General features: G+C 62.6%; 11 protein-coding genes. 6 read left to right on the forward strand and 5 right to left on the reverse strand.

The window, feature by feature from the left end; genetic code table 11:
• The coding region (locus tag BG842_RS16435) for an NAD(P)-dependent oxidoreductase (RefSeq protein ID WP_303645371.1) at positions 1 to 210 on the forward strand (210 nt) is incomplete at its 5' end.
• A gap of 87 nt (positions 211 to 297) precedes the next feature.
• Here BG842_RS16435 and BG842_RS30020 read toward each other — a convergent pair.
• Positions 298 to 450, reverse strand: a complete 153-nt coding sequence (locus BG842_RS30020; RefSeq protein ID WP_175424075.1) for an HVO_A0556 family zinc finger protein — start codon at positions 448 to 450, stop codon at positions 298 to 300.
• Between the two features lie 97 nt (positions 451 to 547).
• On the opposite strand from BG842_RS30020, the gene msrB reads away from it, so the two are divergent.
• Positions 548 to 949, forward strand: a complete 402-nt coding sequence (gene msrB / locus BG842_RS16440; RefSeq protein ID WP_069449835.1) for a peptide-methionine (R)-S-oxide reductase MsrB — start codon at positions 548 to 550, stop codon at positions 947 to 949.
• 255 nt (positions 950 to 1,204) lie between these two features.
• Here the strand turns inward: msrB and BG842_RS30025 are convergent, their stop codons facing one another.
• From BG842_RS30025 to BG842_RS30030, 3 genes are all read right to left on the reverse strand, one after another.
• The gene (locus tag BG842_RS30025) at positions 1,205 to 1,504 is read right to left on the reverse strand and encodes a hypothetical protein (RefSeq protein WP_175424189.1); all 300 of its coding nucleotides are present in this window, start codon (positions 1,502 to 1,504) and stop codon (positions 1,205 to 1,207) included.
• Positions 1,505 to 1,632: 128 nt separating this feature from the next.
• Complete coding sequence (locus tag BG842_RS16445; protein ID WP_069451609.1) at positions 1,633 to 1,821, reverse strand: hypothetical protein; 189 nt, start codon at positions 1,819 to 1,821, stop codon at positions 1,633 to 1,635.
• A 355-nt stretch (positions 1,822 to 2,176) separates the two neighbouring features.
• Positions 2,177 to 2,341: an HEWD family protein gene (locus BG842_RS30030; protein ID WP_007980440.1), complete on the reverse strand. Its 165-nt coding sequence runs from the start codon at positions 2,339 to 2,341 to the stop codon at positions 2,177 to 2,179.
• 78 nt (positions 2,342 to 2,419) lie between these two features.
• Between BG842_RS30030 and BG842_RS16450 the strand changes: the two genes are divergently transcribed.
• The 3 genes from BG842_RS16450 to BG842_RS16460 all read left to right on the forward strand — a co-directional run bounded on the left by BG842_RS16450 (position 2,420) and on the right by BG842_RS16460 (position 4,102).
• Positions 2,420 to 3,037: a YbhB/YbcL family Raf kinase inhibitor-like protein gene (locus BG842_RS16450; RefSeq protein ID WP_083252594.1), complete on the forward strand. Its 618-nt coding sequence runs from the start codon at positions 2,420 to 2,422 to the stop codon at positions 3,035 to 3,037.
• Positions 3,038 to 3,234: 197 nt separating this feature from the next.
• Positions 3,235 to 3,558, forward strand: coding sequence for an EthD family reductase (locus tag BG842_RS16455; protein ID WP_069451610.1), 324 nt, complete (start codon positions 3,235 to 3,237; stop codon positions 3,556 to 3,558).
• Positions 3,559 to 3,613: 55 nt separating this feature from the next.
• Positions 3,614 to 4,102, forward strand: a complete 489-nt coding sequence (locus tag BG842_RS16460) for a TspO/MBR family protein (protein ID WP_069451611.1) — start codon at positions 3,614 to 3,616, stop codon at positions 4,100 to 4,102.
• A gap of 59 nt (positions 4,103 to 4,161) precedes the next feature.
• Here the strand turns inward: BG842_RS16460 and BG842_RS16465 are convergent, their stop codons facing one another.
• Complete coding sequence (locus BG842_RS16465) at positions 4,162 to 4,560, reverse strand: YlbF family regulator (RefSeq protein WP_069451612.1); 399 nt, start codon at positions 4,558 to 4,560, stop codon at positions 4,162 to 4,164.
• Between the two features lie 110 nt (positions 4,561 to 4,670).
• Here BG842_RS16465 and dph2 point away from each other — a divergent pair.
• On the forward strand, positions 4,671 to 5,628 hold a 958-nt coding region (dph2, locus tag BG842_RS16470; protein ID WP_069451613.1), incomplete at its 3' end, for a diphthamide biosynthesis enzyme Dph2.

A 5,628-nucleotide genomic window follows, 5' to 3' on the forward strand; every position in this document is an offset into this window, starting at 1 on the left:
CCACATCCGCGGGCGGCGCTGGACGTGACCGACCCGGAACCCCTGCCGGAGGACCACCCGCTGTGGACCTTCGAGAACGTCCTCATCACGCCGCACATGGCGGGACACACGCCCGAATACTACTCCCGCTTGGCGGATATCGTGGCCGAAAACGTCGCACACGTGACCGAGGCGAGTTCGTACGACGACCTCCGGAATCAAGTTCAGTGAGGACCGATTCGCGGTTTCCGTCCGTCATTCGTAGAAATAAATGGGTGATAAAAGCGGGGTCCGCAATCGCGTTCGGTGCGTGCGGAACTACCAGATTTGGGCGGCGGGCGTCTCGCAGGTGTCACAGACGACCGCCTCGTTTCCTTTGTAGGTGTCTCGAACCAACTCTCCGTCGGGACACCAGTGGCATTCTTCTCCTTCGAGGCGTCCGATGACGCCCTGCTCGGTCGTCAAACTCATTCCGTTTCCCATATTCCCCCTGCCGTGCTATGAATTTGCTGGCCCCACCGGTTCGTCGTACAGGTAGTTTATCCCCCAGCAGTCGCTAGGTGTGACCATGAGCGAACGGCCATCCGACACCCCGGAGAGCGACGAGGAGTGGCGCGAGCGACTGACGGACGAAGAATACCACGTCCTCCGCGAGCAGGGAACGGAACGTCCCCACACCGGCGAGCATCTGGACCGAACGGACGACGGCACCTACGTCTGTGCCGGATGCGGCGCGGAACTGTTCGATTCGGACACGAAGTACGATTCCCACTGTGGCTGGCCGAGTTTCTACGACGTGCCGAAGGAGAACGTCGAGACGCGACAAGACACCAGCCACGGCATGGTCCGAACCGAAGTCGTCTGCGCGAACTGCGGCGGCCACCTCGGCCACGTCTTCGACGACGGCCCGGAACCGACCGGAAAGCGCTACTGCATCAACAGCGTCTCGCTCGACTTCGAGGACGAGTAATCCGCCGGGTCGCGGCCGCTCGCCGACATCTCGACGCAAACCGCGTGCCTCGTCGAGAGGGGTCGCCGAGACGACCATGCAAGCGCGACCGGGCGGCCCCTTTCAGTTCCAACCACAAACCGGTTCCGCACAGCACCGCGCCACACCCTCCCCAGCCGATTGCGTTCCTCACTCCGAAAGAGCACGCTCTTTCGTGCTCTCGCTCGCTCCGCTCACGAGAACTCCGTTGCGGTACCTGCGGGCCACGGCCGCAGGTCAGCGAGACGCGACGCGTCTCGCAAGCCTCATCCCTCGCACGTTTTTCCGAGACGACGCGGCCATGCTCGGCCGCGTCGTCTCGCCAGCGCGCGCCTCGATGGAAATCCAGTAGCGTGAAGCTGAATCGACTCGCCCGGCGCGTGCACCACCACCCCCGAGGACGCTCCGTCCGAGGGGGTGGTTGGTTATCACGCGAGGGATGAGTATCGGAGGCCGAAGGCCGAGAAACGCAATCGGTTGGGGAGGGTTGTGGTGCGGTGCGGGTGCGGTTTCAGTGACGTCTGTCGTTGCAGTCACAGAAGAACCAACACCCCGACGCGAGCGGACGGGGGCGTTCAAGGTCTTCGCTTCGGCAGTCACACCTACACTAAACCCGAACTCAAATCGTAACGAACCACAAAAAAATTCCTGCAATCCCTATCCAACTAACAGACGTACCCAGAGCGCCAGCGCTCGACGGAAACGCTGTGCATGGGGATGTCGTGTTCTTCGAACAAATCGTGAATGTCGAGTAGCAACTCTTCACTCACATCCTCGGGGGACACCGCGCCGAGGCGGAGGAGCGTCTGTTCGGTGGCGATACGTTTTTCCGAAGAAGGTTCGTTGTCAGACATGCTTTGGGTAAGCGCCTGAAGCAAACGGGGTCAGTGTTCCAGCACTGGCCTTTCGGCGAGTACCCCGATTTGCTTCGTCCGACATATCAAATTCTGACTAGTTAATTCTATTGGTTCGGTGAGGTGTGGAAGATGTCGCGGCCGAACGCAACCGTACGACTGGTCTTCTCTCTAGCCGCCAAACCATCCCAACCTAGTGTCGAACCAGTCTCGCACTAGGGGCCGAGTCACCACTCGCTAGTGGTCGAATCATCGGCCGAATCCCGTCCCGGTCTAGTCCCATCCGGTCAAGTCCCGTCGCGGTCGAATCCCATCCTACTCCCTCTCTTCCCCCCGCTTTTCTTCGACGCCCGATTCAATTCCGAATCGGGTTGTGCGAGCCGTTGATGTCCCACTCGTGGATGCAGAAGGGTCTGCCTTCCTCGCCAGCGATTCGCCAGTTGTGCGTCGAATCGTCCCACGAATCCTCGCGTCCGCACTCGACGCACTGCCGTCGTTCGGGTCGGTTGAGTTCCGCCATCGACCCGAGGGAAGGACGCCCACGCACTTAAACCGACGGCAACAGGGCATTTTACCGCGCGCCGCGAAACACCACGTAATGCTCCGACGACGAACCTTCCTCGTGGGATTGGGTGGGGGAGGCGTCGCTCTGGCGGGGTGTGCGGGCGTTCGGCGCGACGGCGACGGACGAAGCGACCGCCCGACGGAAACGGAATCGACGCGAACGACCGAACGGAGCGACACCATGACTGAATTCACGACACCCGCGTTCGAGGACGGTGCCAGCGTTCCGACCGAGTTCACCTGCAGCGGTAAGGACGTCTCGCCGCCGCTCGAAATCGGGTCGGTGCCGGACGACGCGAACTCGCTCGCCGTCGTGGTCGACGACCCGGACGCGCCGAGCGGGACGTTCACCCACTGGTTGCTGTGGAACCTCCCGCCGGGGACGACGACGGTGCCGAAAAACGTGCCACGGCGGCGGACGGTCGGGTCGCTCGACGGCGCGCGGCAGGGAACCAACGGATTCGGCGAAATCGGCTACCGCGGTCCCTGCCCGCCGACGGGCGACGGGCCGCACACCTACCGGTTCACGCTGTACCTCCTCGGACGCGAGCTACAGCTCGACGCGGGGGCGGAACGGGACGCGTTGTTCAGCGCGATGGACGGGAACCGACTCGGCCGGGCGCGGTTCACGGCGACGTTCGGGCGAAGCTAACGGACGACCGTCGATGCCGGATTCGAGAATCCGTTCGACATGCCCGACGAGGCGTTTCAGGTGTCTACCCTTTCGGAGGACGCACTCGCGGGCGTCGGCGGAACGCTCACCTACCCGACTCCGTTTCGGGAGTGAGGACGGAATTTCCGCGGAGCAGTCGATACAACGAAGTCGTCGGGGAACCGACTTCAAGTACCATGATGAAGATGGTCGATCTGCTGGTGCGCAAGGACGGCATGACCCACGAGGAGTTCGAGGAGTACTGGCTCGAAGAGCACTCCGAACTCGCCAAGGAACTGCCCGGCCTGAAGAAGTACGTCACCTCCGTCTCGAAGGACCCCGAGAAGGCGGGCTACGACGGTGTGCTCGAACTCTACTTCGACTCGACCGCCGACATGAAGGCCGCCTTCGACTCCGAGAAGGGAAAGGAGGTCATGGCCGACGCCGCCGAGTTCATCGACACGGAACAGGGTCCGACGCTCATCCTCGACGAGACGGTCCAGTTGGACGACCTCGACTAGTCGAACCCACGTAGTTCGGCGAAAGGAACACCCTTTTTCGTGTCGTAGCGACCTCATGGAGATAGCACAGCGTTCGTCGTTCTCGCTCCGGGACGTGCCCGCCCTGCTCGTCTGTATCGTCGTCTGTGAACTGGCGGGAATCATCCCGTCGTTTCTGACCGCGAACGACGTGGCGACGTGGTACACGACCCTGCAAAAGCCCGCTTTCACGCCGCCGAGTTGGGTGTTCGGCCCAGTCTGGACGACGCTCTATCTGTTGATGGGTGTCGCGCTCTATCTGGTCTGGCGACGGGGGGATAACCGGTTCGCGCTCGCGGTTTTCGCGGTGCAACTCGTCCTGAACGCCGGGTGGACGCTCGTCTTCTTCGGCATGCGCTGGCCCGCTGGCGGACTCGCGGTCATCCTCGCCCTCCTCGCCGCCATCGTCGCAACGATGGTCGCCTTCGCCAAAATCGACCGACGGGCGACCCTCCTGCTCGTGCCGTACCTCTGCTGGGTCGGCTTCGCCACCCTGTTGAACTACGAACTCTGGCGGCTGAACTGAGTGTCGTCACTCGCCGTGAATGCGTCGCAGGAGCAGAAAACGGGGATGCGGGTGTCCGATTACTCGTCCTGACAGCAACCGCCAGCCTGCTGGCCGAAATCGACGGCGAGCGGGTCGGAAACGGCGCGGTTCAGGTCCTCCAGTCGCGCCGTGAGTTCGTCCTGTGCGTCGAGATACTCCGCCATGACCGGCAGGGAGTGGAGTTCCTGCTGGGCCTTCTGGACCTCCGCCACGTCGTCTTGGGTCGCCTCACCCGTCTGTCGCGCGAGCATGAACTCCTGTCGGAGCTGTTCGAACTCCTTGATCCGCTCCTGTGCCTCCTCGTCGGCTTCGACGGCCGCCTTCGTCTCCTCGAATCGCTGGTAGACGGGGCTTTCCACGATCGCCTCGCCGAGTTCCGTCGCCAGCCGTTCGATATCGGACTGCTCCGCGGTCTCCGTCGTCGTGTCGACGCTCATGTCTCGGGATTCGGGCTGAAGGACTTTAGGCCTGCCGAATCCCGAAATCGAGCGGATCGGGAAAACCGAGAACGCCGAGGTTAAAAGTTCTCGCCCGCAATGAGGGGATAATGAGCAACGAAAGCGAGTACAGCGAGGGGGACCTCAGGAACACGGGGATGTCCCTCAAGCACGACCGGGAGTGGGACTACGAACTCGACCGCATCATCGAAGCGGTCGAGGAGCGCGACGCCGACAAGGTGGGGTTGCAGTTCCCCGAGGGACTCAAACGCCGCGGCCCGCAGGTGGCGGACGACCTGCGCGAACTGCTCCCCGACGACGTGACGATTCTCCTCTCCGGCCAGCCGTGCTACGGAGCCTGTGACTTGGACACCTACCTGATGAAGCGAACCGACGTGTTCGTCCACTTCGGCCACTCGCCGATGAAGAACACGGACAAGGTCATCTACGTCCCCCTGTTCTCCAACGTCGATGTGTTTCCCATCATGGAGCAGTCCTTGGAGGAACTCGAAGTCGGCGACGTCGGCCTCGTGACGACCGCCCAGCACATGAACCACTTCGAGAAGATGCGCGAGTGGTTGGAAGAGCGCGGGTTCGACGTTCACACCCGACGCGGCGACGACCGACTGACTCACGAGGGGCAGGTCTTGGGATGTAACTACGCTTCGGCGGACATCGACGCCGACCAAGTGCTCTACGTCGGCGGCGGGAAGTTCCACCCGCTCGGCTTGGCGATGGAACACCCCGACAAGACCGTCGTCATCGCCGACCCCGTGAACAACGTCGTCACCGTGGCGGACACCGAAAAGTTCCTCAAACAGCGCTACGGCGCGGTCCACCGCGCGATGGACGCCGAGAAATGGGGCGTCATCTTCTGCACCAAAATCGGGCAGGGCCGCTGGGACGTCGCACAGGACATCCTCGACGAAAACGAAAACGCCTACCTCATCACGATGGACGAGGTGACGCCCGACCGACTGCGAAACTTCGACATGGACGCCTTCGTCAACACCGGCTGTCCGCGCATCACCACCGACGACGGCCCGCGGTTCCACAAACCCATGCTCA

Source organism: Haladaptatus sp. W1 (assembly GCF_001723155.1).
Taxonomy (GTDB): Archaea; Halobacteriota; Halobacteria; order Halobacteriales; family Haladaptataceae; genus Haladaptatus; species Haladaptatus paucihalophilus.

Coding starts and splice junctions, on each gene's coding strand:
- BG842_RS30020 (WP_175424075.1), bottom strand. CDS start 450: ATGAGTTTGACGACCGAGCAGGGCGTCATCGGACGCCTCGAAGGAGAA.
- msrB (WP_069449835.1), top strand. CDS start 548: ATGAGCGAACGGCCATCCGACACCCCGGAGAGCGACGAGGAGTGGCGC.
- BG842_RS16445 (WP_069451609.1), bottom strand. CDS start 1,821: ATGTCTGACAACGAACCTTCTTCGGAAAAACGTATCGCCACCGAACAG.
- BG842_RS30030 (WP_007980440.1), bottom strand. CDS start 2,341: ATGGCGGAACTCAACCGACCCGAACGACGGCAGTGCGTCGAGTGCGGA.
- BG842_RS16450 (WP_083252594.1), top strand. CDS start 2,420: ATGCTCCGACGACGAACCTTCCTCGTGGGATTGGGTGGGGGAGGCGTC.
- BG842_RS16455 (WP_069451610.1), top strand. CDS start 3,235: ATGATGAAGATGGTCGATCTGCTGGTGCGCAAGGACGGCATGACCCAC.
- BG842_RS16460 (WP_069451611.1), top strand. CDS start 3,614: ATGGAGATAGCACAGCGTTCGTCGTTCTCGCTCCGGGACGTGCCCGCC.
- BG842_RS16465 (WP_069451612.1), bottom strand. CDS start 4,560: ATGAGCGTCGACACGACGACGGAGACCGCGGAGCAGTCCGATATCGAA.